Origin of the sequence: Variovorax sp. YR750, from assembly GCF_900109805.1 — a bacterium.
Lineage (GTDB): Bacteria > Pseudomonadota > Gammaproteobacteria > Burkholderiales > Burkholderiaceae_C > Variovorax > Variovorax gossypii.
This window is the reverse complement of the sequence record NZ_FOBJ01000013.1, coordinates 25854-51711: the sequence shown is the minus strand read 5'-3', so window position 1 is coordinate 51711 and position 25858 is coordinate 25854. Positions and strand designations below refer to the sequence as shown.

29 protein-coding genes are annotated in these 25858 nt (G+C 66.3%); 26 read left to right on the top strand and 3 right to left on the bottom strand.

Annotation, left to right across the window (positions count from 1 at the left end):
* The first annotated feature begins 323 nt into the window (after positions 1-323).
* Genes BMY35_RS24785 through BMY35_RS24770 form a run of 4 tightly spaced genes read left to right on the top strand, consistent with a single transcriptional unit; the run spans position 324 to position 3491 of the window.
* Positions 324-1421 carry an RluA family pseudouridine synthase gene (locus BMY35_RS24785; RefSeq protein ID WP_093205071.1) on the top strand — a complete coding sequence of 366 codons (1098 nt, stop codon included), beginning with the start codon at positions 324-326 and terminating at the stop codon, positions 1419-1421.
* A complete protein-coding gene (locus BMY35_RS24780) occupies positions 1414-2085 on the top strand; it encodes an HAD family hydrolase (protein ID WP_093205068.1) in 672 nt (223 codons plus the stop codon). Before BMY35_RS24785 ends, BMY35_RS24780 begins: the two co-directional genes overlap by 8 nt.
* A 16-nt stretch (positions 2086-2101) precedes the next feature.
* Positions 2102-2473, top strand: a complete 372-nt coding sequence (locus BMY35_RS24775; RefSeq protein WP_093205065.1) for a Rieske (2Fe-2S) protein — start codon at positions 2102-2104, stop codon at positions 2471-2473.
* A gap of 1 nt (position 2474) precedes the next feature.
* Positions 2475-3491, top strand: a complete 1017-nt coding sequence (locus BMY35_RS24770) for a S49 family peptidase (protein ID WP_093205062.1) — start codon at positions 2475-2477, stop codon at positions 3489-3491.
* Positions 3492-3589: 98 nt separating this feature from the next.
* On the opposite strand, the gene BMY35_RS24765 is transcribed toward BMY35_RS24770, so the two are convergent.
* From BMY35_RS24765 to BMY35_RS24755, 3 genes are read right to left on the bottom strand one after another with little or no spacing between them, the layout of a single operon-like run.
* Positions 3590-4744 (bottom strand): MFS transporter, encoded by a 1155-nt coding sequence (locus BMY35_RS24765; protein WP_093205060.1) that lies wholly within the window; start codon positions 4742-4744, stop codon positions 3590-3592.
* Between the two features lie 2 nt (positions 4745-4746).
* Positions 4747-5520 carry an SAM-dependent methyltransferase gene (locus tag BMY35_RS24760; protein ID WP_093205058.1) on the bottom strand — a complete coding sequence of 258 codons (774 nt, stop codon included), beginning with the start codon at positions 5518-5520 and terminating at the stop codon, positions 4747-4749.
* The gene (locus BMY35_RS24755) at positions 5517-6098 is read right to left on the bottom strand and encodes a Maf family nucleotide pyrophosphatase (RefSeq protein WP_093205056.1); all 582 of its coding nucleotides are present in this window, start codon (positions 6096-6098) and stop codon (positions 5517-5519) included. Before BMY35_RS24755 ends, BMY35_RS24760 begins: the two co-directional genes overlap by 4 nt.
* Positions 6099-6181: 83 nt before the next feature.
* Here BMY35_RS24755 and BMY35_RS24750 point away from each other — a divergent pair, with 83 nt between their 5' ends.
* The 22 genes from BMY35_RS24750 to nagZ all read left to right on the top strand — a co-directional run bounded on the left by BMY35_RS24750 (position 6182) and on the right by nagZ (position 25857).
* On the top strand, positions 6182-6739 hold the full coding sequence (locus BMY35_RS24750; protein WP_093205053.1) for a YceD family protein: 558 nt from the start codon (positions 6182-6184) through the stop codon (positions 6737-6739).
* Positions 6740-6909: 170 nt separating this feature from the next.
* The gene (gene rpmF / locus BMY35_RS24745) at positions 6910-7092 is read left to right on the top strand and encodes a 50S ribosomal protein L32 (protein ID WP_007830466.1); all 183 of its coding nucleotides are present in this window, start codon (positions 6910-6912) and stop codon (positions 7090-7092) included.
* Positions 7093-7153: 61 nt separating this feature from the next.
* Positions 7154-8251 carry a phosphate acyltransferase PlsX gene (plsX, locus tag BMY35_RS24740; protein WP_093205051.1) on the top strand — a complete coding sequence of 366 codons (1098 nt, stop codon included), beginning with the start codon at positions 7154-7156 and terminating at the stop codon, positions 8249-8251.
* Positions 8251-9228 carry a beta-ketoacyl-ACP synthase III gene (locus BMY35_RS24735; protein WP_093205048.1) on the top strand — a complete coding sequence of 326 codons (978 nt, stop codon included), beginning with the start codon at positions 8251-8253 and terminating at the stop codon, positions 9226-9228. The genes plsX and BMY35_RS24735 overlap by 1 nt, the downstream gene beginning before the upstream one ends.
* 58 nt (positions 9229-9286) lie before the next feature.
* Positions 9287-10240, top strand: a complete 954-nt coding sequence (gene fabD / locus BMY35_RS24730; RefSeq protein ID WP_093205045.1) for an ACP S-malonyltransferase — start codon at positions 9287-9289, stop codon at positions 10238-10240.
* A gap of 27 nt (positions 10241-10267) precedes the next feature.
* Positions 10268-11011: a 3-oxoacyl-ACP reductase FabG gene (fabG, locus tag BMY35_RS24725; protein WP_093205043.1), complete on the top strand. Its 744-nt coding sequence runs from the start codon at positions 10268-10270 to the stop codon at positions 11009-11011.
* A 99-nt stretch (positions 11012-11110) separates the two neighbouring features.
* The gene (acpP, locus tag BMY35_RS24720; protein WP_007830471.1) at positions 11111-11350 is read left to right on the top strand and encodes an acyl carrier protein; all 240 of its coding nucleotides are present in this window, start codon (positions 11111-11113) and stop codon (positions 11348-11350) included.
* A 99-nt stretch (positions 11351-11449) separates the two neighbouring features.
* A complete protein-coding gene (fabF, locus tag BMY35_RS24715; protein ID WP_093205040.1) occupies positions 11450-12694 on the top strand; it encodes a beta-ketoacyl-ACP synthase II in 1245 nt (414 codons plus the stop codon).
* Positions 12695-12707: 13 nt separating this feature from the next.
* Positions 12708-13190, top strand: coding sequence for a hypothetical protein (locus tag BMY35_RS24710; protein WP_093205038.1), 483 nt, complete (start codon positions 12708-12710; stop codon positions 13188-13190).
* Between the two features lie 10 nt (positions 13191-13200).
* Positions 13201-13872 carry an RNA polymerase sigma factor RpoE gene (gene rpoE, locus BMY35_RS24705; protein WP_093205035.1) on the top strand — a complete coding sequence of 224 codons (672 nt, stop codon included), beginning with the start codon at positions 13201-13203 and terminating at the stop codon, positions 13870-13872.
* 17 nt (positions 13873-13889) lie between these two features.
* Complete coding sequence (locus BMY35_RS24700; RefSeq protein WP_093205033.1) at positions 13890-14564, top strand: sigma-E factor negative regulatory protein; 675 nt, start codon at positions 13890-13892, stop codon at positions 14562-14564.
* Positions 14565-14589: 25 nt separating this feature from the next.
* Positions 14590-15669: a MucB/RseB C-terminal domain-containing protein gene (locus tag BMY35_RS24695; RefSeq protein ID WP_093205029.1), complete on the top strand. Its 1080-nt coding sequence runs from the start codon at positions 14590-14592 to the stop codon at positions 15667-15669.
* Between the two features lie 107 nt (positions 15670-15776).
* Positions 15777-17255: a DegQ family serine endoprotease gene (locus BMY35_RS24690; RefSeq protein ID WP_093205026.1), complete on the top strand. Its 1479-nt coding sequence runs from the start codon at positions 15777-15779 to the stop codon at positions 17253-17255.
* Positions 17256-17777: 522 nt separating this feature from the next.
* Positions 17778-19589 (top strand): translation elongation factor 4, encoded by a 1812-nt coding sequence (gene lepA / locus BMY35_RS24685; RefSeq protein WP_093205024.1) that lies wholly within the window; start codon positions 17778-17780, stop codon positions 19587-19589.
* A 7-nt stretch (positions 19590-19596) separates the two neighbouring features.
* Complete coding sequence (gene lepB, locus BMY35_RS24680; RefSeq protein WP_093205021.1) at positions 19597-20568, top strand: signal peptidase I; 972 nt, start codon at positions 19597-19599, stop codon at positions 20566-20568.
* A 42-nt stretch (positions 20569-20610) separates the two neighbouring features.
* On the top strand, positions 20611-20979 hold the full coding sequence (locus tag BMY35_RS24675; protein ID WP_093205019.1) for a DUF4845 domain-containing protein: 369 nt from the start codon (positions 20611-20613) through the stop codon (positions 20977-20979).
* A gap of 17 nt (positions 20980-20996) precedes the next feature.
* Entirely contained in the window at positions 20997-21683 is a 687-nt protein-coding gene (rnc, locus tag BMY35_RS24670) for a ribonuclease III (protein WP_093205016.1), read from the top strand.
* Positions 21684-21690: 7 nt separating this feature from the next.
* The gene (gene era / locus BMY35_RS24665) at positions 21691-22656 is read left to right on the top strand and encodes a GTPase Era (RefSeq protein WP_093205013.1); all 966 of its coding nucleotides are present in this window, start codon (positions 21691-21693) and stop codon (positions 22654-22656) included.
* 133 nt (positions 22657-22789) lie between these two features.
* On the top strand, positions 22790-23560 hold the full coding sequence (gene recO / locus BMY35_RS24660; protein ID WP_093205010.1) for a DNA repair protein RecO: 771 nt from the start codon (positions 22790-22792) through the stop codon (positions 23558-23560).
* Positions 23557-24357 carry a pyridoxine 5'-phosphate synthase gene (locus BMY35_RS24655; RefSeq protein ID WP_093205008.1) on the top strand — a complete coding sequence of 267 codons (801 nt, stop codon included), beginning with the start codon at positions 23557-23559 and terminating at the stop codon, positions 24355-24357. Before recO ends, BMY35_RS24655 begins: the two co-directional genes overlap by 4 nt.
* A gap of 13 nt (positions 24358-24370) precedes the next feature.
* Entirely contained in the window at positions 24371-24763 is a 393-nt protein-coding gene (gene acpS, locus BMY35_RS24650; RefSeq protein WP_093205005.1) for a holo-ACP synthase, read from the top strand.
* A complete protein-coding gene (gene nagZ / locus BMY35_RS24645; RefSeq protein WP_093205003.1) occupies positions 24760-25857 on the top strand; it encodes a beta-N-acetylhexosaminidase in 1098 nt (365 codons plus the stop codon). Before acpS ends, nagZ begins: the two co-directional genes overlap by 4 nt.
* Position 25858: the final 1 nt, after the last annotated feature.

Below are 25858 nucleotides of genomic sequence, written 5' to 3'. Positions count from 1 at the left end.
GCGCGAGGATGACTCGCGCTGCGGATGATCCAATGCCCGAAGCCACTGGCAGGAGCCAGTGCAGGCACATTCGAATCAGCAGCATCAACACAACAAGGGACTCGCTTCGATCCGCCGGCAGCTTGGAAGCTGCAGGCTGGGGTATTCCGTATCGGTGTTTCGTGGGTGTCGGCTTGACTTGGACGCCTGGTCTGCCACTTTGCGCGGTTGCGCGGGGTTTGCAGCTCGGCGCCAAAGCGGCATCGACCTCCCAACGCCGCCCTGGGTATTTGATGGCAGTGGACTAAACTTCTGTCTAATCAAGCACTTACACGACCGCGCTGGTGAAAAACATTATAGGTGCGAAGCAAAGCCCCGCGGCTGCTCGAAATCCCGCAGGCCCCGAGGCCTCCGGAGAGCCGGTGGCGCCGCATTCGGCCATCAGATTCCTCACGGTCGACGCCGAATCCGCCGGGCAGCGGCTGGACAACTTCCTTTTCCGCCATCTGAAAGGCGTTCCGAAGACGCACGTCTACCGGATCATCCGGTCGGGCGAGGTGCGCATCAACAAGGGCCGGGTGCAGGCCGAGACCCGCATCGAGGCCGGTGACGTCCTGCGGCTGCCGCCGATCCGCATTTCCCAGCGCGCGGAGGAGGGCGCGGCCCCGCCCGCGCCGGCGCGCGAATTCCCGGTGCTGCTCGAAGACGAGGCCCTCCTGGCCGTCGACAAGCCGGCCGGCGTGGCCGTCCACGGCGGCAGCGGCGTGAGCTTCGGCGTGATCGAGCAACTGCGCACCGCGCGGCCCGGGGCGAAATTCCTGGAGCTGGTGCACCGGCTCGACCGCGAGACCTCCGGCATCCTGCTGGTGGCCAAGAAGCGCAGCGCGCTGGTCTCGCTGCAGGACCAGTTCCGCGAGCGCGAGACCGGCAAGACCTACCTGGCGCTGGTCGAAGGCGACTGGCCGGCCAACAAGAAGGTGCTCGACGCCCCGCTCGCCAGGTACCTGCTGCCCGACGGCTCGGCCGGCGCGGGTGAGCGCCGCGTGCGCGTGGTCGCCAAGGACCACCCCGACGCCATGCGCGCCGTCACGCTGGTGCGGGTGCTGGCGCGGCTTTCGCTGCCGGGAGACGCATCGCCGATGTCGCTGCTGGCGGTGACGATCAAGACCGGCCGCACGCACCAGATCAGAGTCCACCTCGCCTCGGCCGGTCATCCGATCGCGGGCGACGACAAATACGGCGAATCCGGACGCCAGCGCGCGTTTCACAAGCTCGGGCTCCGGCGCATGTTCCTGCATGCCTGGCGGCTGCAGTTCAATCACCCGGCCAGCGGCGAACGCGTGGCGCTGCAGGCCGGCCTGCCGCCCGAACTGCTCGCGCTGATGCCTCCCGCCGCCCTCGAGGCGATGGCCCAACACCCCACACCCACGGCCCATGACTGATTCAAACAGACCCCTACGCTTCGACCTGATCGCATTCGACTGGGACGGCACGCTCTATGACTCCACCCGCCTGATCGTGCGCTGCATCCAGGCGGCGGTGATCGACGTCGGCGGCGCCAAGCCGAGCGAGAACGACGCAGCCTGGGTGATCGGCCTCGGCCTGGCAGAGGCTCTCGCGCGCGCGGCGCCCGACGTGCCGAAGGAGAAATACCCCGAGCTCGGCGCGCGCTACCGCTATCACTACCTGCAGCACCAGGACGACCTCGTGCTGTTCGACGGCGTGCTGCAGATGCTCGATGCGTTGCGCGCGCGCGACCACAAGCTGGCCGTGGCCACCGGCAAGTCGCGTCGCGGCCTCAACGAGGCGCTGAAGTCCGTCGCGCTGCGCGACCGCTTCGACGCCTCGCGCACCGCCGACGAAACCTTCGGCAAGCCGCATCCACGCATGCTGCTGGAGCTGATGGAAGAACTCGACGTGCCGCCCGAGCGCACCCTGATGATCGGCGACACCACGCACGACCTGCAGCTCGCGCAGAACGCCGGCTGCGCCTGCGTCGGCGTGAGCTACGGCGCGCACGAGCCGGCGAGCTTCGACGAATTCAAGCCGCTGCACGTCGCGCACTCGGTCGCCGACCTGGAAAGCTGGCTCCTCGACAACGCCTGAAACTGAAGATGCCGCCATGAGCGATCAGCAACGCATTCCGCTGTGCAACGCCTCCGACCTGGCCGAAGGCGGCCTGGCGGTACCTTTCGACGTGGTCTACGGCGGAGAGACCTGCCGGGCCTTCGCCATACGCTTCGAGGGCCAGCCGCATGCGTTCCTGAACCGTTGCAGCCATGTCGCGATGGAGCTCGACTTCCAGCCCGACCGCTTCTTCGACGACACCGGCCAGTGGCTGCTGTGCGCGACGCACGGCGCGGTCTACAGGCCCGACACTGGTGAGTGCGCGGGTGGCCCGTGCCGCGGCGGCCTCGTGAAGATCGCGCTGAGCGAGCATGACGGCGTGGTGCACTGGCATACTGACTGGAACCTTCACCCCCTGACTTTCTGACATGACCGACCCGAACCGAACCGAACCCTCGGGATTCGAACCATTTGAGCGGGCCCCTTCCACGAACATGGCCAAAGATCCCACGCAGCGTCCCGGTTGGGAGCGCGCCACCCTCGAGAAGCTCGCCTTCGCATCGCTGAATGAACAGAAGGCCGCGCGCCGCTGGAAGACCTTCACGCGCCTGGCATGGCTGGCCTTCTTCGTCTTCCTGGCCTGGGCCGCGTTCTCACGCAGCACGCCGAGCGCGGCAAAGAGCACGGCCCACACGGCCGTCGTCGAGATCAAGGGCGAAATCGCCAACGGCGGCGACGCGAGTGCCGAGTTCGTGGTCGCCGCGATGAAGACGGCCTTCGAGGACGAGGGCGCCAAGGGCGTGGTCCTGCTGATCAACTCGCCCGGCGGCAGCCCGGTGCAGGCCGGCATCATCAATGACGAGATCAAGCGCCTGAAGGCCAAGTACAAGAAGCCGGTGTATGCGGTGGTCGAGGAGACCTGCGCCTCGGCGGCGTACTACATTGCCGCGGCGGCCGACAAAATTTACGTCGACAAGGCCAGCATCGTCGGCAGCATCGGCGTGCTGATGGACGGCTTCGGCTTCACCGGCGTGATGGAAAAGGTGGGCGTCGAGCGCCGCCTGCTGACGGCCGGCGAGAACAAGGGCTTTCTCGATCCGTTCAGCCCGATGAGCGACGCGCAGCGCGCGCACGCGCAGACCATGCTCAACCAGATCCACGCGCAGTTCATCAACGTGGTGAAGACCGGCCGCGGCGATCGCCTGAAGCTCGACACGCCCGGCCTGTTCAGCGGCCTCTTCTGGAGCGGCGAGCAGGCCGTCGAGTACGGCCTGGCCGACCAGCTCGGCAATGTCGACTACGTGGCGCGCGAGGTCATCAAGGCCGAAGAGGTGATCGACTACACCCGGCGCGACAACGTGGCCGAGAAGCTGGCCAAGAAGTTCGGCGCGGCGATGGCCGAGACCACTGTGCGCTTGATGCACACCACGCCGGCACTGAGGTAAGCCTCCAGGTTTCGCACGCCTTTTCCTTTGCAGGGGGCAACACCGGAGGCCCGGCGAAGCCGGTTCCTCGGTGTTTCGAGAAAGATCCGGCGTCTCTCTTATCTACTGTGGTTGCTGCCGGCGGTGTAGCGCGCCGATGCCGCCAGCGCCGCGGCGAACACTACGACCACATAGAGCGCGGCCGTCAGCGAGGTCGCCCGCGCCAGCAGCCCGATCACGGCCGGGCCTGCCATGAACCCCAGATAGGCCACGGCCGAGACTGACGCGATGCCGCGCGCGGGCTCGATGCCTGGCACCTTCGCCGAGGCGGAGAACAGGATCGGCACCACGTTCGCGAAGCCGACACCCACGCCGGCAAAACCGACCAGCGCGAGCCAGGGCAGGTCGGTGATGAGCACCAGCGCCATGGACACCGCCGCCAGCAAGCCGCTGCCGAGCAGCAACGCAGCCGGCGAGAAGCGGGCGCGCAGCGCGTCACCGCCGAAGCGCGCGGCAGCCATCGCGGCCGAGAAGCTCGCGTAGGCCAGCGCGGCCTGTTGCTGCGGACTGCCGATCTCCTGCTGCATGTAGAGCACGCTCCAGTCGTAGATCGCGCCTTCGGCGATCAGGCCGAGCGCAGCAAGCACGCCCAGCACCGCGAGCGTGCCTCGGGGCAGCAGGAAGCCATGGTCGACTTCGGTGGCGCCGCTGGTGGCGGGCCTGGGCAGCATGCGCAGCGAGGCCAGGGCGACGAGCAGCATCATCGTGGCCGCGACCAGCAGCAGGTGCGCCTGCGCACCCAGGCCGGCCGCGAGCGCGGCGCTGCCGCTGGCGGCGCCGGCCATGCCGCCGAGGCTGAACATGCCGTGCATGCCGCTCATCAGCGGCGTGTCGCCGTGCAGTTCGAGCTGTGCCGCCTCGGTGTTGATGGACACGTCGAACACGCTGGTCACGAGGCCGAAGGCGGCCAGCAGGAGCAGCAGGGCGGCATAGCCCGGCATGACGATCAGGCCGGCCAGCAGCAGCGCATAGACGGTGCCGCAGATGCCGGCCACGCGGCGCGGGCCGTGGCGGCCGATCCAGCGGCCCGCGCTGGTCAGGCCGAACATGGCGCCGGCGCCGGCTGCGAGCATGGCCAGGCCGAGCTGTGCCTCGTCGATACCGTAGTGCGCCTTGACCGTGGGCACGTGCACGCCCCAGGTCGCGAAGATGAAGCCGGCTGCGAAGAACTGCGCGCGCGATGCCCAGCGCGTGGCTGCGGTAATGGCCACCATCGTCAGCGGCCGATCGCGAACACTGCGGGCAGGCGTTCGTCTGTCGTGGCCTGGGGCTTCGCGGCGCGCCAGGACTTGACCGTCTCGCTGCGCACGTGGGCGCTGGCGAGCGTCAGTCCGCGCGCCACGGCGAGGCGGGTGTTGTGCTGCAGCGTCTGCACCAGTGCCTGCAGCAGGGCTGCATTGCGATAGGGCGTCTCAATGAAAAGCTGCGTCTGGCCCGATTTGAGTGCCAGCGCCTCCAACTCGCGGATGCGGGCCTGGCGCTCGCCGGCGTCCTGCGGCAGGTAGCCGACGAAGGCGAAGTTCTGGCCGTTGAGTCCGCTCGCGGCCAGCGCGAGCAGCAGCGAGACGGGGCCGGTCAGCGGCACCACGACAAGGCCGAGTTCGTGCGCGGCGCGCACCACCGACGAGCCCGGATCGGCCACGGCCGGCATGCCGGCTTCGCTCAGAAGGCCGACGTCGTGGCCCTCGAGTGCGGCGGCCAGAAGGGGGCGGGCGTCGAAATGGCCGGTGTGGTCGCCCTTCTTGTGCACTTCGCGCGGCAATTCCTGGATGTTCTGCGCCTGCAGGGGCGCGGCGATCGGCGCGACGGCGTCGATGCGCTTCAGGTAGGCGCGCGCGGATTTCGCGTTCTCGCAGATCCAGTGCGTGATGCCGGCGGCCGTCTGCAGCGTGCCGAGCGGCAGCGCGTCCTGCAGCGGGGCTTGCGCTTCGCAGCCGAAGTCGAGCGGCGCGGGGACGAGATAGAGCTTTCCTTTTTCCTGCTGGGTCATAGGAGGTCGACTCCCGCGGCGCGCAGCATCCGGCTGGTTCGTATCAGCGGCAGGCCGACCAGGGCGGACGGGTCGTCGCTGTCGATGGAGTCCAGCAGGGCAATGCCCAGGCCTTCGCTCTTGGCGCTGCCGGCACAGTCGTAGGGCTGCTCGGCCTGCAGGTAGTGCTCGATGGCCGCGTCGCTGAGGTCGCGGAACACCACGCGCACGGGCGCGATGTCGCGCTGGACGAAGCCGGTGGCCTTGCAGACGACGGCCACGGCCGTCTGGAAGATCAGCGTCTGGCCGCGCATGCGGCGCAGCTGGGCGGTGGCCCGGGCGTGGTCGCCGGGCTTGCCGAGCGCTTCTCCGGCGAGGTCGGCCACCTGGTCGGAGCCGATGACGACGGCTTCAGGGAAGCGGACAGCCACGGCGTTGGCTTTCTCCAGTGCGAGGCGCAGGGCGAGGTCGTGCGGTGTTTCGCCGGACAGCGGGGTTTCGTCTACCTCCGGCGAGTGCACGTCGAAGGGCAGGCGCAGGCGGGTGAGCAGTTCGCGGCGGTAGCGCGAGGTAGAGGCAAGGATCACGGTGCGTTGCATGGGGACGATTGTGCGTGAGCCGCCTAAAACCCTCAGGCATGCCCCATGCCCGGCGAAGCGGCCGGCGCGCTAGACTGGCGCGGATGAAGAGAGAATTCGCCCCCGAACGGCTCAACGTGCCCGGCTTCGCCGCCGCTGGCGCCACGCTGGAAGCCGCCGATCCGGTCCCGAAATACGAACGCCTGGTCGCCGAACTGGCGGTTCCCGCGCCCGATGCGGTGGTCCACTGGACCGCCCATGGCGAAGATCGCCCCGGCGCTGACGGCAAGCCCGTGCCGTGGCTGCACCTGGAAGCAGAGGCTGTCGTGCCGCTGGTTTGCCAGCGTTGCCTGTCGCCGGTCGACACCCCGATCGCCGTGGACCGCTGGTTCCGCTTCGTGGCCAACGAGGCCGTCGCCGAGGCGGAAGACGAGGAATCCGAGGAGGACTTGCTCGTCGTGAGCCGGGATTTCGACCTGCATGCGCTGATCGAGGACGAGCTCCTGATGGAAATCCCCGTCATGCCGGCCCACGATGTCTGCCCCACGCCGGTGCAGCTTTCTTCCAGCGACGAGGACTTCAAGGCGGCTGAAGAGGCCAAGCCGAACCCCTTCGCAGTGCTCGGCGCGTTGCGTTCGCGCAAGCCGGAAGAGGGAAAGTAGCCCTTTCCCGCAGGCTGGGCTATAATCATGGGCTTCGCGCGCGCCGCCGTGAGCAGCGATACGAGAAACGACCAAGGGGAAAAAGGCATTCCATGCATGCCGCCCGGTTTCTTGTATTGCCACCGCTTGAGCCCGCATCCAATCACCAACCTAACAGTCCAGGAGCCATCATGGCCGTCCAGCAAAACAAGAAGTCGCCTTCCAAGCGCGGCATGCACCGTTCCCACAACGCACTGGTCGTTCCCGGCATTGCCGTCGAGCCGACCACGGGCGAAACGCATCTGCGTCACCACATCAGCCCCAACGGTTTCTACCGTGGCCGCCAGGTGCTCAAGAACAAGTCCGAAGCCTGATCCCGCATCCCAAGGCCAAGGCCCGAAGCTACTTTTGTCGTAGCGTCGGGCCTTTGTTTTGATGGCTACGCCTTCTTCTCCCGAAATCACTGCTGCGCCTTCCGCAATCACGCTCGCCGTGGATTGCATGGGGGGTGACCATGGGCCGCGCGTCACGCTCGCGGCCTGCCGCGCGTTTCTCGAGCGGCACAGCGAAGCCTCGTTGCTGCTTGTCGGTGCGCCGGCCGCGCTGGCGGGGTTCGCCTCGCATCCGCGTGCCCGCATCGTCGCAGCCAGCGAGGTCGTGGGCATGGATGATCCGGTCGAAATCGCCTTGCGCAAGAAGAAGGATTCTTCGATGCGCGTCGCGATCCAGCAGGTCAAGGACGGCGCCGCCCAGGCGGCCGTTTCCGCCGGCAATACCGGCGCCCTCATGGCGATCGCACGCTATCTGCTCAAGACGCTCGAGGGCATCGATCGCCCGGCCATTGCGCCGCAGCTTCCCAATGCCAAGGGCGGGGCGACGACCGTGCTCGACCTGGGCGCCAACGTCGATTGCGACGCGGAAGACCTGCTTCAGTTTGCCGTGCTCGGTTCGGCGTTGGTGTCGGCGCTGACCGGCAACGAGGCGCCTTCGGTCGGCCTGCTCAATATTGGCGAAGAAGCCATCAAGGGCAGCGAAACGATCAAGAAGGCAAGCCAACTGCTGCGTACGGCTGCCAATTCCAAGGATCTGAACTTCTACGGAAACGTGGAAGGCAACGATATTTTCAAGGGCACGACCGACATCGTCGTCTGTGACGGTTTCGTCGGAAATGTGGCGTTGAAGGCCAGTGAAGGCGTGGCTTCGATGATCGGGGAGTTTATTCGCGTCGAATTCTCGCGAAGCGTTTTCACCAAACTGGCGGCAATTGTTGCCTACCCGGTTCTAAAAGCGTTCAAAAGTCGGCTGGACCATCGTCGATACAACGGCGCGGCCTTGCTGGGCCTGCGCGGGCTGGTTTTCAAGAGCCATGGCTCGGCCGACGAAGTGGCTTTCGGCCACGCCCTGGATCGCGCTTATGATGCCGCTCGCAACAACCTGCTCGATCGCGTGCGGGCCCGCATCGCCCACGCCGCGCCTTTGCTCGCGCGGCAGGAGCCGGCGGCGCCGGTCGACGCGACGGCCCTTCACGTTTGATGACTCCTTACTCACGCATTACCGGCACCGGCAGCTACCTGCCCCCACGCCGCGTGACCAACGACGATCTCGCCAAGGATCTGGCAACGCGAGGCATCGAAACCTCCGACCAGTGGATCGTCGAGCGCACCGGTATTCACGCCCGGCATTTCGCCGCGCCGGATGTCACCAGCAGCGACCTTGGCCTTCATGCGGCCAGGCACGCGCTGGAGGCCGCCGGCCGCAAGGCCAGCGACGTCGACCTGATCATCGTCGCCACTTCCACGCCCGACATGGTGTTCCCGTCGTCGGCCGCCATTCTCCAGAACAAGCTCGGCATTGCCGGCTGCCCGGCGTTCGACGTCCAGGCGGTCTGCAGCGGCTTCGTCTACGCACTGACCGTTGCCGACGCGATGATCCGCACCGGCACCGCGCGCTGCGCGCTGGTGGTGGGCGCCGAAGTGTTCTCCCGCATCCTCGACTTCAACGACCGCACCACCTGCGTGCTGTTCGGTGACGGTGCGGGCGCGGTGGTGCTCGAGGCGAGCGAGGAGCCCGGCATCCTGGCCAGCGACCTGCACGCGGATGGCAAGCACGTCGGCATTCTTTGCGTGCCGGGCCATGTGTCGGGCGGCAACGTGCTGGGCACGCCGCTGCTGCACATGGATGGACAGGCTGTCTTCAAGCTCGCGGTCCGCGTGCTCGAGGAGGCGGCGCGCGCCACGCTGGCCAAGGCCGGCAAGCTCGACTCCGACATCGACTGGCTCATCCCGCACCAGGCCAACATCCGCATCATGGAAGGCACGGCCAAGAAGCTGAAGCTTCCGCGCGAGAAGCTGATCGTCACGGTCAACGAGCACGGCAATACCTCCGCCGCGTCGATCCCGCTGGCGCTCGACGAGGCCGTGCGCTCCGGCAAGGTGAAGAAAGGCGACACGCTCATGCTCGAAGGCGTGGGTGGCGGCTTCACCTGGGGCGCGGTGCTATTGAATCTGTAGTGAGTGCGTTGCGGTGCCCTCTGGAGGGCGCCCGCAATGCGAGACGACGCGTAAAACAATGAAATCCTTTGCATTTGTCTTTCCGGGACAGGGCTCGCAGGCAGTCGGCATGCTCGACGCCTGGGGCGATCACCCCGCAGTGGTCGAAACGCTGCGCGAAGCATCCGAGGCGCTCGGCGAAGACATCGGCGCGCTGATCAAGAGCGGCCCGAAGGAAGAACTGGCGCTCACCACGAACACCCAGCCCGTGATGCTGGTGGCCGGTGTCGCCGCATGGCGTGCCTGGCTGGCCGAGGGCGGTGCAACGCCTTCCGTCGTGGCGGGGCATTCGCTCGGCGAGTATTCGGCTCTGGTTGCTTCGGGCGTGCTGACGCTCGCGCAGGCCGCGCCGCTCGTGCGTTTCCGGGCACAGGCGATGCAGCAGGCAGTGCCTGTCGGCGTCGGCGCGATGGCCGCGGTGCTCGGCATGGAGTCGGGCAAGGTGGTGGCCGGCTGCGCCGAGGTCACGGCGAGTTTCGGCCCCGGCAGCACGGAAATCGTCGAGGCGGTGAACTTCAACGATCCCGTGCAGACGGTGATTGCCGGTAGCAAGGCCGCGGTGGACAAGGCCTGCGAGCTGCTCAAGGCCAACGGCGCCAAGCGCGCTCTGCTGCTGCCGGTTTCCGCCCCGTTCCATTCGAGCCTGATGAAGCCGGCCGCGGAAGCGCTGCGCGAGAAGCTGGCTTCCGTCACGCTGGCCGCGCCGCAGATCCCGGTGCTGAACAACATCGACGTCGCCATCGAAACCGACGCCGACCGCATCCGCGATGCCTTGGTGCGCCAGGCCGCCGGTCCGGTGCGCTGGGTCGAGAGCGTGCAGGCCTTGAAACTGCGCGGTGTAGCCGCCATCATCGAGTGCGGCCCCGGCAAGGTGCTGGCCGGCATGGTGAAGCGCATCGCTCCCGATCTCGAGGCCGCGTCGGTGTACGACCCGGCAACGCTCGCGGACACCCGACAATCGCTCGCCGGCTGACCGGCGCAAGGCTCCCATACTTTTCTTATGAGCATTCCCAAATTCGAAGGGCAGGTTGCCCTGGTCACCGGCGCGACGCGCGGCATCGGCGCGGCGATCGCGCTGGAGCTGGCGCAGCGCGGCCTCAAGGTCGTGGGCACCGGTACCACCGACGATGGCGCGGCCAAGATCACCGCGGCCCTGAGCGCATACGACGGCCGCGGCCGTGCGCTCGACGTCAACGACGGCGCCGCCGTCGAGGCCCTGATCGACGAGATCGTGCAGGCCTACGGCGCCATCCACGTGCTGGTGAACAACGCCGGCATCACGCGCGACACGCTCGCCATGCGCATGAAGGACAGCGACTGGGATGCGGTGCTCGACACCAATCTCAAGGCCGTCTTCTCGCTCTCTCGCGCGGTGATCCGCCCGATGATGAAGCAGCGCTATGGCCGCATCATCAGCATCACCAGCGTGGTGGGCGCCTCCGGCAATGCCGGCCAGGCCAACTACGCGGCCGCCAAGGCCGGCGTCGCGGGCATGACCCGCGCGCTGGCCCGCGAACTGGGCAGCCGCAACATCACCGTCAACTGCGTCGCACCCGGCTTCATCGAAACCGACATGACGGCCAGCCTCCCCGAAGCCCAGCAACAGGCGCTGCTCCAGCAGATCCCGCTGGGCCATCTGGGCAAGCCGGCCGACATCGCGCACGCAGTGGCGTACCTCGCATCGCCCCAGGCGTCTTACGTCACGGGGCAGGAGCTGCACGTCAACGGCGGCATGCACATGTAGCCGCAAGGCGCAAGTTTTCTCCGTCCCGGGGGCACGGCAAATGCCACAATGCGCCCGGCTAAAATCCACCGATTACCTACAACCCTCAGAGGGAACCAAATGAGCGATATCGAAGCACGTGTCAAGAAAATCATCGCCGAGCAGCTCGGCGTGGAAGAGTCCCAAGTGACGAACGAAAAGGCTTTCGTGGCCGACCTCGGCGCCGACTCTCTCGACACGGTCGAACTCGTGATGGCACTCGAAGACGAATTCGGCATCGAAATTCCCGACGAAGATGCCGAGAAGATCACCACGGTGCAAAACGCCGTCGACTACGCCACCAAGAATCAAAAGGCCTGATAGGCCAGCTGACAAGATTGCAACTGCGGCCGGCGGCTTTTTCTTGAACCGCACGCGCCGACAGGCAACTGTTCAGCGCTTCCAGAAAGGTTTGCCGGCATGACCAAACGCCGCGTCGTCGTTACCGGACTCGGTTGCATCGCTCCTGTCGGAAACTCCGTAACCGAATCCTGGGCCAACCTGTTGGCCGGGAAGTCGGGCATTGCGAACATCACCGCGTTCGATGCAAGCGCCTTCGCCTGCAAGTTCGCAGGTGAGGTCAAGGGTTTCGACATCACCCAATACATCTCGGAGAAGGAAGCGCGTCACATGGACCGCTTCATTCATCTGGGGCTTGCCGCCGCCATCCAGGCGGTGCAGGACAGCGGACTGCCGACCGGCGAAGCGCTTTCCTATGAAGAGGCCGTGCGCATCGGATGCAACATCGGCTCCGGCATCGGCGGCCTGCCGATGATCGAGGAAACGCACGGTGAACTGATAAACCGCGGCCCGCGTCGCGTGTCGCCGTTCTTCGTGCCGGCATCGATCATCAACATGATCTCGGGCCATGTCTCGATCAAGTACGGCTTCAAGGGCCCGAACATCGCGGTCGTGACCGCCTGCACCACCGGCCTGCATGCCATCGGCACCTCGGCGCGCATGATCGAATACGGCGACGCCGACGTGATGATCGCCGGCGGCGCCGAGTCGACCATTTCCCCGCTCGGCATCGGCGGCTTCACCGCGCCCCGTGCGCTCAGCACCCGCAACGACGATCCCGCAACGGCCTCGCGCCCGTGGGACAAGGACCGCGACGGCTTCGTGCTGGGCGAGGGTGCCGGCGTGCTGGTGCTCGAGGAGTACGAACACGCCAAGGCGCGCGGCGCCAAGATCTACGCCGAAGTCGCCGGCTTCGGCCTGACGGGCGATGCGTATCACATGACCGCGCCCGACGTCGACGGCCCGCGCCGTTCGATGGCCATGGCGCTGTCGAACGCAGGCGTCAACGCCGACCAGGTGCAATACCTGAACGCGCACGGCACTTCCACGCAGATCGGCGACGTCAACGAGACCAATGCGGTCAAGCTGGCGTTCGGCGATCACGCGAAGAAGCTCGTCGTCAATTCGACCAAGTCCATGACCGGCCACCTGCTGGGCGGCGCGGGCGGCATCGAATCGGTGTTCACGGTGATGGCGCTGCACGAGCAGAAGAGCCCGCCGACCATCAACATCTTCAACCAGGATCCGGAGTGCGATCTCGACTACTGCGCCAACGAGGCGCGCGATCTGAAGATCGACGTCGCGGTCAAGAACAACTTCGGCTTCGGCGGCACCAACGGTACGCTGGTGTTCAAGCGCGCTTGAGCATTGCTCTGCCATGCACAGCGCGCCGTCGGTGACCTACCCGGTGGGGCGCTCGCGTGGCGCGACCCGGATTCTTGTCGTTCTCTGGGCCCTCGGGGCCATCTGTGCGGGCGCATCCTGCTATCTCTTCGATAGCGTCGGATGGCGCCAGCTGCTGCTGGTTCTCAGTGTCGGTTTCGCGGGTGTGGCTGCGGGCTTCGGTCTGCGGCAGGAGGGTGCGGGCGTCCTGCATTTCGACGGCCTCTACTGGTCGCTGACGGGTGGCCGCGCCACTCGCGCCGTACATGCCGCCCAGATATTCGTGGCGCTCGATTTCCAGTCCCTGATGCTGGTGCGGCTCAACGAGCCGGGGCGTGCCCGCCGCTGGATCTGGATCGAGCAGCGGGCCATGCCGGAGCGCTGGCGCGACCTGCGCCGCGCGGTATATTCGCGCCCCCCGTCCGCGGCACCCGCGGCCGACACCTGGCGTGCGACCGCTCCGGCCGACGCGCCCTGAACCTTCGTCGATGACCACTTCCCCGCCCGTGCCGCCGGATTCCGGCCTGACCGACGCGCCCGCCGTGGCGCCGCGTCCGGGCGAGGTCGACTTCCAGCTGGTCCAGCGCACGGTCGCCGGGGACCAGAAGGCGTTCGAGCTGCTGGTCATCAAGTACCAGCGCCGCATCGAACGCCTGATCGGGCGGATGGTGCGCGATGTCGACCTGATCGAGGACATCGCGCAGGAAACCTTCATTCGCGCGTACCGGGCCCTGCACCAGTTCCGCGGCGAGGCGCAGTTCTATACCTGGCTCTACCGGATCGCCGTCAACACCGCAAAGAAGGCGCTGGTGGACATGAAGCGCGATCCGACTGTCTCCGAGGCGGCCCTGAGGCCTTCTTCCGAGGACGATGATGAAACTTACCGTCCTGGAAACGAACCAACCAGCGACGAAACCCCCGAATCGGTCATGGCGGCGAACGAAATCGCCGGTGCCGTCGAGGCAGCCATGGAAGCGCTTCCCGCCGAGCTGCGGCAGGCAGTCACGCTGCGCGAAATCGAGGGCATGAGTTACGAAGAGATTGCCGAGGTCATGGATTGCCCCATCGGCACGGTGCGTTCGCGTATTTTCCGGGCGCGCGAGGCCATTTCGGCCAGGGTCAAGCCGTTGCTGGACAACCAGTCCGGCAAGCGTTGGTAAGTAAGCAGGTGAATGAAATGAATCAGACGATGACGGTTCGGGAACAGGTGTCCGCACTTGCGGATGGTCATTTGCAGGGTGAGGCGTTCGCGCAGGCGATCGACGCTGTCTGCGCCGAAGGCGAATCGCGTGCGACCTGGCAGGCCTACCACGTGGTGGGCGACGTGCTGCGTTCCGGTTCCCATTCGCCGTGCAGCGACACCTCCGCGTTCCTGGCGCGCTTCCAGCAGCGGCTGGCAGCGGAGCCGGTGATGGTGACTCCGGTATCGGAGCCCGTCGCAGTGCCGGTGGCGGTGCCCGTGCAGCGCAGGGCGGAAGCGGCGAACGAGCCGGTGTTCCGCTGGAAGCTGGTGGCGGGCGCAGCATCGCTGATGGCCGTTGCCGCCATCAGCTGGACTCTGGTCGGCAATGGCTCGGCCGTGCAACAGGGCGGTGCGCAGTTGGCTTCCGTCCAGCAGCAACAGCAGCCGGCCGTCAATTCGGTGCTGGCTGCGGCTGCGGTCAATGGTCCGCAGGCGGCGAGCAATACGCTGACCCCGACGCGCGTGATCGTGGGCAACGGCAACCCGCAGGTGATGCTGCGTGATCCCCGTCTCGATCAACTTCTCGAAGCGCACCAGCAGGCTGGCGGTGCCTCGCAAATGCCTTCCGGCTTCCTGCGCAATGCCACTTTCGAGGGCCCGACGCGCTGAGCGCGCGCACCCGTAGCCGCCCGTAATGACCGTTCCGATGCCGATCTCCGCACGCGCCTTCGTGCTTGTGTTTGCCGCTTTCTGCCTGGCGCAGGCTGCCACCGCGCAGACCCGCTCGAGCACTGCGAATGCGAAGAGCGCGGCAACGGCGCAGACGGACGAGCCGCCGGCGATGAGCGTGACCGAGTGGCTGCAGCGCATGCACACCGGCGCACGGCAGCGCAACTACGTGGGCACCTTCGTCGTGTCGGCGCCGGGCGGGGATCTGTCGAGCGCGCGCATCTGGCACGTGCGCGATGGCGAGCACCAGATCGAGCGCATCGAGGCTCTGTCGGGGCCGCCGCGTTCGACCTTCCGGCGCAACCGCAACGTCATGACCTTCCTGCCGGAGGCCAAGGTGGTGAAGGTCGAGAAGCGCGAGAACCTCGATCTCTTCCCCAACCTGCCGGACAAGCCCGATTCGTCCATCGGCGATTTCTACGACGTGCGCGCGATCGGCAAGGACCGTGTCGCCGGCTTCGATGCCGACGTAGTGCAATTGGTGCCTCATGACGGGCTGCGCTTCGGCTACCGGATCTGGAGCGAGCGCCGCTCCGGCCTGGTGGTGAAGCTGCAGACCGTCGACAGCGACTCCCGCGTGGTGGAGCAGTCGGCGTTTTCCGAGCTGCAACTCGACGCGCCGGTGAAGGCGCAGGCGCTCGCCCAGATGATGTCCAACACGTCGGGCTACCGCATCGAGAAGCTCGAGCTGGAGCGCAGCAACGCGCAGGACGAAGGCTGGACCCTGCGCACGCCCGTGGCCGGATTCAAGCCTCGAAGCTTCTTCCGTCGCCCTGTGGCAGGTGACGACGGCGGCGGCAAGTCGAAGCAGGATGCGGGCACGGTCCAGTGGACCTTCTCCGACGGACTCGCTTCGGTGTCGCTCTTCATCGAACGCTACGACCCGGCGCGCGCGCCGCGTGATGGCGTGCTGACCATCGGCGCGACCAACGCCATCCGCCGTCGCCTGCCCGAGCCGGCCAGCGACTGGTGGCTGACGGCAGTCGGCGAGGTGCCGCAGCAGACGCTCAATGCATTCGCCCAGAGCCTCGCGCGAACGCGCTGATTCGCCGGCAGGCAGATCGCACGGGCGCCGATTGCGCTGAACCAAGCACTCGGCGCAGACTCATAGCACTTGTTTTTCAGCCGCTCTGTTCTTTTGAAAGAAAACCGATGATCTTCAAAGTCGAGGGACACAAGCTTCGTTCCGGTCTGCTGGCTTTCGCGCTCGCCCTGACGGCTGGCGCCACTTTCCTTCCGGTCGAGCCGGTCCACGCGCAGACACGCACGCTGCCCGACTTCACCGATTTGGTCGATCAGGTCGGCCCTTCCGTGGTCAACATCCGTACTGTCGAGAAGGTCGCGCAGCGCGGCGGCAACGGCGAGATGGACGAGGAAATGCAGGAGTTCTTCCGCCGCTTCTTCGGCCAGCCCCTGCCGGGCCAGCCGCGGCAGGGGCCGCGCCAGAATCGTCCGCAGCCTCAGGAGGAAGAGCGCCCGCGCGGCGTCGGCTCCGGCTTCATCCTCACGCCCGACGGCTACGTGATGACCAACGCGCACGTGGTCGAGGACGCGTCCGAGGTGCTGGTCACGCTGCCGGACAAGCGCGAGTTCAAGGCAAAGATCGTCGGTGCCGACAAGCGCACCGACGTCGCCGTCGTCAAGATCGAAGCGACCGGGCTGCCCGCGGTGAAGGTCGGCGACATCTCCAAGCTGCGCGTGGGCGAGTGGGTGATGGCCATCGGCTCTCCCTTCGGCCTCGAGAACACCGTCACTGCCGGCATCGTGAGCGCCAAGCAGCGTGACACAGGCGAATACCTGCCGTTCATTCAGACGGACGTGGCCATCAATCCCGGCAACTCGGGCGGCCCGCTGATCAACATGCGCGGCGAGGTGGTCGGCATCAACAGCCAGATCTACTCGCGCTCGGGTGGCTTCATGGGCATCTCGTTCTCGATCCCGATCGACGAAGCGATCCGCGTGAGCGACCAGCTGCGCACCTCGGGCCGCGTCTCGCGTGGCCGCATCGGCGTGCAGATCGACCAGGTCACCAAGGACGTGGCCGAGGCCATCGGCCTGGGCAAGGCGCAGGGCGCGCTGGTGCGAGGCGTCGAGGCCGGTTCGCCGGGCGAGAAGGCCGGTGTCGAGCCGGGCGACGTCATCACCAAGTTCGACGGCAAGCCCATCGAGAAGCCGAGCGACCTGCCGCGTCTGGTGGGCAACACCAAGCCGGGCACCAAGAGCACGCTCACGGTGTTCCGCCGTGGCGCCTCGCGCGATCTCAACGTGACCATTGCAGAGATCGAGCCCGACAAGCCAAGCAAGCGCGCGAGCGATCGCGACGAGCAGGCGCAGAAGCCGCCGGCATCCGCCGCCGCCAAGTCGCTGGGCCTGACCGTGAGCGACCTCACCGATGCACAGAAGAAGGAGCTGAAGGTGAAGGGCGGCGTGAAGGTCGATGCCGCCAGCGAAGCCGCGGCCCGTGCGGGTCTGCGCGAGGGCGACATCATCATGGCGGTCGGCAATACCGACGTGTCGAATGCGCGCGAATTCGAGTCCGCCGTTGCCAAGTCCGACAAGAGCAAGTCGCTCAGCATCCTGTTCCGCCGCGGCGATTGGGCGCAGTACGCGCTGATCCGGCAGACACGCTGATCCGGCCCTGGCGTCAAGTGGCCCCACCCGGCAGTCGGGTTTGGGGCCGTTTTTTTGAGGTGTTTACGACGTTCCGACGCCGGCCTCTAAAAAAATCATAGGCCTCGAAAACGCCGGTTTTTGTTTGCGATCACTAACTTTTAGAAGGGCTAAGGACGGATTTCGGTAGAATAGGGCACTCTCGGCGGCTGGTCGGCGCATAAGGAGTCGCCCGACCTTCACCATGCGAGATGTCAGATAGCAGTCCACCGGTGCTCCACAGATCGCCCACAAGTTGTTCAGTAACTGCTTCACTGATCCTGTTGATAACCTGTTCATATCTTTGATGTTGTGGACCTGCAACGACCCCTTTGGACCCTGTTCCCGGATGTACGCGCTTCCCTTTTTGCCTACAATGAAGCTCCAACTACTGCAGTTGCCATTGCTTGTTGGTTCAGGGCGCGTCTCCAGAAGACGCGCCCTTTTTTCTTGCCTGTAGCACTCTGCGTACGAGCCAATTCAAGTACTTAAGCGTTCCCGTTGATGAATCACATCAGAAATTTTTCGATCATTGCGCACATCGACCATGGCAAGTCGACGCTCGCAGACCGTTTGATCCAGCGTTGCGGCGGCCTCGCGGAGCGCGAGATGGAAGCGCAGGTTCTCGACTCGATGGACATCGAAAAAGAGCGTGGGATAACCATCAAGGCCCAGACCGCCGCGCTGCAGTACAAGGCACGCGATGGGCAGGTCTACAACCTCAATCTGATCGACACGCCGGGCCACGTCGACTTCTCGTATGAAGTGAGCCGTTCGTTGTCGGCATGCGAAGGCGCGCTGCTCGTCGTCGATGCATCGCAAGGCGTCGAAGCGCAGACGGTGGCCAACTGCTACACCGCGCTCGATCTCGGTGTCGAAGTGGTGCCGGTGCTCAACAAGATGGACCTGCCGCAGGCCGACCCCGACAACGCGAAGGCGGAGATCGAGGACGTGATCGGCATCGACGCGTCCGATGCGATTCCCTGTTCCGCGAAGACCGGCATGGGCATCGACGAGATCCTCGAGGCGATCGTCGCCAAGGTGCCTCCGCCGCGCGGCAATCCCGATGCAGCGCTGCGCGCGATGATCATCGACAGCTGGTTCGATGCCTACGTCGGCGTCGTCATGCTGGTGCGCGTGGTCGACGGCCGCCTCGCCAAGGGCGAGCGCATCAAGATGATGGCTTCGGGCGCAACGTACAACGCCGACAACCTCGGCGTGTTCACGCCCCACACCGAGCCGCGCCAGTCGCTCGAAGCGGGCGAGGTGGGCTTCATCATCGCCGGCATCAAGGAGCTGCAGGCGGCGAAGGTCGGCGACACTGTCACGCTGATCCGCGCTGGCACCGGCGGTGCGGCCGCCACCGCCAGCGAGCCTCTGCCGGGCTTCAAGGAAATCCAGCCGCAGGTGTTCGCGGGTCTCTACCCGACCGAAGCAAGCGAGTACGACTCGCTGCGCGACGCGCTGGAGAAGCTCAAGCTCAACGACTCCTCGCTGCACTACGAGCCCGAGGTGAGCCAGGCGCTCGGCTTCGGCTTCCGCTGCGGCTTCCTCGGCCTGCTGCACATGGAAATCGTGCAGGAGCGCCTGGAGCGCGAGTTCGACCAGGACCTGATCACGACCGCGCCGAGCGTGGTCTACCAGGTGGTCAAGAACGACGGCGAAGTGATCATGGTCGAGAACCCGTCCAAGATGCCCGACGTGGGCAAGATGGCGGAAATCCGCGAGCCGATCGTCACCGTGCACCTGTACATGCCGCAGGAATACGTGGGCTCCGTCATGACGCTGGCCAACCAGAAGCGCGGCGTGCAGATGAACATGGCCTACCACGGCCGCCAGGTCATGCTGACCTACGAGATGCCGCTCGGCGAGATCGTGCTCGACTTCTTCGACAAGCTCAAATCGGTGAGCCGCGGCTACGCCTCGATGGACTACGAGTTCAAGGAGTACCGCGCCTCCGACGTGGTGAAGGTCGACATCCTGCTCAACGGCGACAAGGTCGACGCGCTGTCGATCATCGTGCACCGTTCCCAGTCGCAGTACCGCGGCCGGGCGGTGGCTTCGAAGATGCGCGAGATCATTTCGCGGCAGATGTTCGACGTGGCGATCCAGGCCGCCATCGGGGTCAACATCATTGCGCGTGAGACAATCAAGGCCCTTCGCAAGAACGTTCTGGCGAAGTGCTACGGCGGCGACATCACCCGCAAGAAGAAGCTGCTCGAGAAGCAGAAGGCGGGCAAGAAAAGAATGAAGCAGATCGGCTCCGTCGAGGTCCCGCAAGAGGCCTTCCTCGCCATTCTGCAAGTCGAAGACTGATCGAAAAATGGCATTCATCACCTCCTTGGTCCTCGCGGCCTTCGCCGCCTATGTCGGCGCCTGGTACTTCAACATGATCGAAGGCAACTTCGCCTTGCTGTTGTTCGTTGCCACGGTTGTCACCGGCATCTACTGGCTGGCCGAGCGCTTCTACTTCCTGCCCCGTCGCGAGCAGGCGGCCGCAAAGCTGGAGTCCTCGCTGATCGACCGCAATGCGCGCCTGGCCGAGCAGGGCATCAAGCAGGTCGACACGGCCGACGCGAAGGCGAGCGAGCGCCTGCTGATGCAGCCCTGGTGGCTCGACTGGACCGCCGGCCTGTTCCCGGTGATCCTGGTGGTGTTCCTGCTGCGCTCGTTCCTCTACGAGCCTTTCAAGATCCCGTCGGGCTCGATGATGCCCACGCTGCTGACCGGCGACCTGATCCTGGTCAACAAGTTCACCTACGGCCTGCGCCTGCCGGTCGTCAACACCAAGATCACCGAAGGCACGCCGCTGGCGCGCGGCGACGTGGTGGTGTTCCGCTACCCGCCCAAGCCGAGCATGGACTACATCAAGCGCGTGGTCGGCATTCCCGGCGACGAGGTGGCTTACCTGAACAAGAAGCTCACGATCAACGGCCAGCCGGTTTCCAAGGCGCCGGCCGCCGACTACCTCGACAGCGAGTCGATGCGCCTGCTCAAGCAGTACGACGAGAAGCTGGGCGACAAGGAGCACAAGATCCTCAACGACGAAACCACGCCGTCGTTCATTCCCGGCGCCGGCGGCTTCAACTTCCCGGGCATCGAGAACTGCCGCTACACGGCCGAAGGGGTGGTCTGCAAAGTACCCCCCGGCAGCTATTTCATGATGGGCGACAACCGCGATAATTCGGCCGACTCGCGTTTCTGGGGCTTCGTGCCGGACAAGAACGTCGTGGGCAAGGCTTTCTTCGTCTGGATGAACTTCGGCGACCTGGGACGCATCGGTCCGTTTCAATAAACAAGCATTCATCGGCAAGCATAGTTCGAGGGGTATGAGGGCATGAGAGCACATCGGTCCGTTCGCAGCAGGGCTGCGCAGCAACGTGGCATTTCGTTCATCGGCTTGGTGTTCGTCGCGGCCGTGCTCGGGTGCCTGGGCGTGGTCATCGCGCAGGTCATCCCGACGCTGATCGAGTGGCAGGCCATCGATAAGGCCGCCAACAAGGCCAAGGAAGGCACGACCGTGCCCGAGGTGCGCGCCATCTTCGATCGCGCCCAGGCCATCGACGACTTCAAGTCGGTCAGCGGCAAGGACCTCGAAATCAAGAAGGTCGGCGACAAGGTGGTCGTGTCGTACTCGTACGAGCGCGAGATTCCGCTCTTCGGCCCGGCCTACCTGACGCTCAAGTACAAGGGCGAATCCCGCTGAACACGGCGCCTAAAAAGGTGGACGGCAGCCTCGCCGCATTGCAGGCGCGCCTGCAGCACACCTTCTCCGATCCGCGGCTGCTGCAGCTCGCGCTCACGCACCGCAGCTTCTCGGCCGATCACAACGAGCGCCTCGAGTTTCTCGGCGACTCGGTGCTGAACCTGGCGGTATCGCACCTGCTGTACATGCGCCTGTCGGCCCTGCCAGAGGGCGACCTGTCGCGCGTGCGGGCCAATCTCGTCAAGCAGGACACCCTGCACCGCCTGGCGGTGGGGCTGGCGCTGTCGCCGCTGCTGCGGCTCGGCGAGGGCGAGGCGCGTTCGGGAGGGCCGAACCGGCCGTCGATCCTGGCCGACGCGCTCGAGGCGTTGATCGGCGCGGTGTATCTGGATGCCGGCTTTGCCGCCGCCCAGGCGCTGGTGCACCGGCTCTACGAGTCGGTCGAGATCAACCCGCGCATGGAAGCCGCGGCCAAGGACCCCAAGACCGAATTGCAGGAATGGCTGCAGGGTCACAAAATGAAGCTGCCGGTGTACCGCGTGGCCGCCACATTGGGCGCGGCACACAAGCAGACTTTCGATGTCGAGTGCGAAGTGCCCGAGCTGGGCTTTCGCGAACGCGGCATCGGCGGCTCGCGCCGCGCCGGCGAGCAGGCGGCGGCCGCTGCCATGTTGATCCGGCTCAAGGCACGCGGCGCCGCGTGAAATCAGAATGAACGATGCTATCAATCCCGTAGCGGAACCCGAAGACGCCGCAAGCGGCGAGGGCGCCGCTGGTCCCCAGCACTGCGGTCTCATCGCCATCGTCGGCAAGCCCAACGTGGGCAAGTCGACGCTGCTCAACGCGCTGGTCGGCCAGAAGATCAGCATCACCTCGCGCAAGGCGCAGACCACGCGCCACCGCATCACCGGCATGCGCACGCTGGGCGCCACCCAGTACGTGTTCGTCGACACGCCGGGCTTCCAGACCCTGCATGCCAACGCGCTGAACAAGTCGCTCAACAAGACCGTGCAGGGCGCGGTCGGCGACGTGGACCTGATCCTGTTCGTGGTCGAGGCCGGCAGCTTCACGCAGGCCGACGAGCGCGTGCTCAAGCTGCTCGGCAAGGGCATTCCCACGGTGCTGCTGGCCAACAAGCTGGACAACGTGCACCGTCGCGGCGACATCGCGCCCTGGCTCAAGAGCATGCAGGAGAAGCACGAGTTCGCCGAATACGTGCCGATGTCGGCCAAGAACCCGAAGGACGTCGAGCGCCTGTTCGGCATCTGCGAGAAGTACCTGCCCGAACAGCCCTGGTTCTACGACGAGGACGAGCTGACCGACCGCAGCGAGAAGTTCCTCGCCGGCGAGCTGGTGCGCGAGAAGCTGTTCCGCCTCACCGGCGACGAGCTGCCCTACACCTCGACCGTCGTCATCGACAAGTTCGAGGAGGAGCCGCCGCAGAAGAAGGGCCAGAAGCGCCTGCTGCGCATCGCCGCCACCATCGTGGTCGAGCGCGACGGCCACAAGGCCATGGTGATCGGCGACAAGGGCGAGCGCATCAAGCGCATCGGCATGGAAACCCGCGTCGAGCTCGAGAAGCTGGCCGACGCCAAGGTGTTCCTCGAGCTGTGGGTGAAGGTGCGCTCGGGCTGGGCCGACGACGAAGCCCGCGTCCGCTCGTTCGGCTATGAATGAATAGGCAAACCCCCAGGCTTGCTCGCTTCGCGTAGCCGCCAACCCCCTTGCCGGGGGCAACGCCCGCGGCCAGGCAAAGCCGGTCCCGCAGTTTTTGCCGGCCTCAACCCTCGATGCCTCATTGCGCTCTGACATGGCCACCCACCGCGTTTCGCACGAGCCGGCTTACGTCCTCCACCGCTACGACTGGAGCGAGTCGAGCCTGATCCTCGAAGTCTTCACCCGCCACCACGGGCGCATCGCGCTCGTGGCCAAGGGGGCGAAGCGGCCGAGCTCCAACTTCCGGCCGGTGCTGCTGCCGCTGCAGCCCCTGCAGGTCAACTACGGCGGCGACGCCGAGATCCGCACGCTCAAGGGCGCCGAATGGATGGGCGGGCACGTCATGCCGACCGGCGAGGCGCTGCTGTCGGGCTACTACGTCAACGAGCTGCTGCTGCGCCTGCTGGCGCGGGACGATGCCCATGAGGCGCTGTTCGACGCCTACGCCGGGGTCGTCCAGGTGCTCGCGAGCGAGCACGCCGGCGCCCAGGCCGCGACCCAGGCGGCCGCGCTGCGGGCCTTCGAACTGCTGCTGCTGCGCGAAGTCGGCCTGCTGCCCTCGCTCGACGCCCAGACTCTCACGCTGGAACCGCTTGCCGCCGAAGAGCGCTACAGCCTCGTGCCCGAGGCCGGCCTGCGCCAGGCCGGTGACGACGAGGCCGCGCTGGCCGGTGCCGACTGGCTCGCCCTGCAGGCCGTGCTGGACGACCGCGCCCCATTTACTGCCACATTGCGTGAAATTGCCACCATGAGCGCCGGCGGCAACAGTGCCCTGAGAAACCAGCTGCGCGCACTGCTCAACTACCATTGCGGCGTGTCCACGCTGCGCACGCGGCAAATGATGAGAGACCTGCAAGCACTATGAGCACTCCGGGCCAAGCCGGCACCACCGCCGCCACCTCGCTGTCCGTCAACCTCAACAAGGTCGCCCTGGTGCGCAACACGCGCCACCTGGGCATTCCGAGCGTGGTGAAGGCCGCGCAGGCCTGCCTGGCGGCCGGCGCGCACGGCATCACGGTGCACCCGCGCCCGGATGCCCGCCACATCCGCGCGCACGACGTGAGCGACCTTTCCGCACTGCTCGCGAAGGACTGGCCGGGCGTCGAGTTCAACATCGAGGGCAATCCCTTCCAGAACCTGATGGACTTCGTGCGCACGCTGAAGCCGCACCAGGCCACCTTCGTGCCCGACAGCGAGACCCAGTCGACCAGCGACCACGGCTGGACCTTCCCCGACGACGCCGAGCGTCTGCGCCCCCTGATCGCCGAAGCCAAGGCCCTGGGCGTGCGCGTCAGCCTGTTCATGGACCCGATTCCCGAGATGATGGCCGCCGTCAAGGCCGTGGGCGCCGACCGGGTCGAGCTCTACACCGAAGGCTACGCGGCCTCTCGCGGCACCCCGAACGAGCAGGCAGTGCTCGCACGCTATGCCGAGTCGGCGCGCGCCGCCATCGCGGCGGGCCTGGGCGTCAATGCCGGGCACGACCTGAGCCGGGACAACCTCACGGCCTTCCTGCGCGCCGTGCCGGGTGTGCAGGAAGTGTCCATCGGCCATGCCTTCGTCGCTGACGCACTCGAGCTCGGCTACACGGCTGCCACGCGCGACTACCTGCGCTGCATCGCCGAGGCGCGCCAGCAGCAGCAACAGCAGCAACAACAATGAACGCCGGCGCCGCATGATCTACGGCATTGGCACCGACATCTGCGACCTGCGTCGCATCGCCGCGACCTTCGAGCGCCAGGGCGAGCGCTTTGCCCGCAAGGTGCTGAGCGACGCCGAATTCAAGGTCTGGCAGGCCCGCAGCGCGCGCTGGCCGAAGCGCGGCCTGAGCTACCTGGCGACCCGCTTCTCCGCCAAGGAGGCCTTCAGCAAGGCCATCGGGCTGGGCATGCGCATGCCCATGAGCTGGCGCCTGTGCGAGATCGCCAACCTGCGCAGCGGCAAGCCCGTCATCGTGCTGCATGGCGGCCTGAAGGACTGGTTCGAGGCCCAGGGCCTCACCGCCCACGTGACCGTGACCGACGAAACCGAATACGCCGCGAGCTTCGTGGTGGTGGAGAAGATATGACCGCCGGGCTTGCCGACCGCCCTCATGCGCCGCTGATCGTCGATGTCGCGGGCACCGAGCTCACCGCCGCCGACCGCCGCCGCCTCGCGGACCCGCTCGTCGGCGGTGTGATCCATTTCACCCGCAACTGGCAAAGCCGCGCGCAGATGACCGCGCTCAACGCCGAGATCAAGTCGATCCGACCCGACATGCTGATCTGCGTCGACCACGAGGGCGGGCGGGTGCAGCGCTTTCGCACCGACGGCTTCACCCATTTGCCGTCGATGCGCGCGCTCGGCGAGCTCTGGATGCGCGACGCCATGCGCGCCACCCAGGCCGCCACGGCCGTGGGGCAGGTGCTCGCAGGCGAACTGCGCGCCTGCGGCGTCGACTTCAGCTTCGCGCCGGTGCTCGACCTCGACTACGGCGGCAGCAGCGTGATCGGCAACCGCAGCTTCCACCGCGACCCGCGCGTGGTCGCGCTGCTGGCCAAGAGCGTGATGCACGGCATGTTGCAGATGGGCATGCGCAACTGCGGCAAGCACTTTCCGGGGCACGGCTTCGTGCAGGCCGACTCGCACGTCGAGATCCCGGTGGACAAGCGCGGCCTCAAGGCCATCCTGGCCGACGATGCGAAGCCGTACGACTGGCTGTCGGGCTCGCTCGCGGCCGTGATGCCGGCGCACGTGATCTACCCGAAGGTCGACAAGCGGCCGGCGGGGTTTTCGTCGAAGTGGCTCGGCGAGATCCTGCGAAAGCGCTTCGGTTTCGATGGGGCAGTGTTCAGCGACGACCTGAGCATGGAAGCGGGGCGCTACATCGATGGCGAGCTGCTCAGTTTTACCGATGCGGCGCTGGCGGCGCTGGAGGCCGGGTGCGACATGGCGCTGCTGTGCAATCAGAGCATCGGCGAAGGCGCGCCGCTCGATGAATTGCTGCAGGGCTTCGCTGCGGCCAGGGATGCGGGGCGCTGGGTTGGCAATCCGGACAGCGAAACGCGCCGTCGGGCCTTGCTTCCCGATACGGCCGCACCGTCGTCATGGGACGCTCTTGCAGGCTCGACCCGGTACAGCGGCGCCAGGCGCACCCTGTCGCGCGATGGCCTGACGGAATAGA